We start from the raw sequence: 323 nt of genomic DNA, 5'->3' as shown, positions 1-323 counted from the left end.
AGCGCCGAGCGCTGCTCGGCATACGCGGGGGCGACCATCGGGTAATCGGCCGGCAGGCCGTAGCGGTCGCGGTAGGCCCGCGGGTCCAGCCCGTGGCTGGTCAGGTGGCGCTTGAGCGTCTTGTAGGTCTTGCCGTCGATGAAGCTGACGATGCCGTCGGGCCGGACCGACTTGCGGATCTGGGCGGCGCTGGGCCGGTCGATCTCGGCCTGCGCGGTCGCGCCGGTCTCTGCCGTCAGGGTACCGGAGGCGAGGCCGGAGACGGCCCCGTGCACCCGGGCGATCAGGGCAGGCAGCTCAGCGGCCGGGACGGGATTGTTCGA

1 protein-coding gene is annotated in these 323 nt (G+C 72.4%); it reads right to left on the bottom strand.

Annotated elements, in window-relative coordinates:
- Positions 1 to 323: MucR family transcriptional regulator (locus MKK75_RS32370; protein WP_244046573.1), on the bottom strand; the 323-nt coding region annotated here is incomplete at both ends.

This window comes from Methylobacterium sp. J-030 (assembly GCF_022829545.1).
Taxonomy (GTDB): Bacteria; Pseudomonadota; Alphaproteobacteria; order Rhizobiales; family Beijerinckiaceae; genus Methylobacterium.
This window is presented reverse-complemented; position numbering and strand designations above follow the sequence as displayed.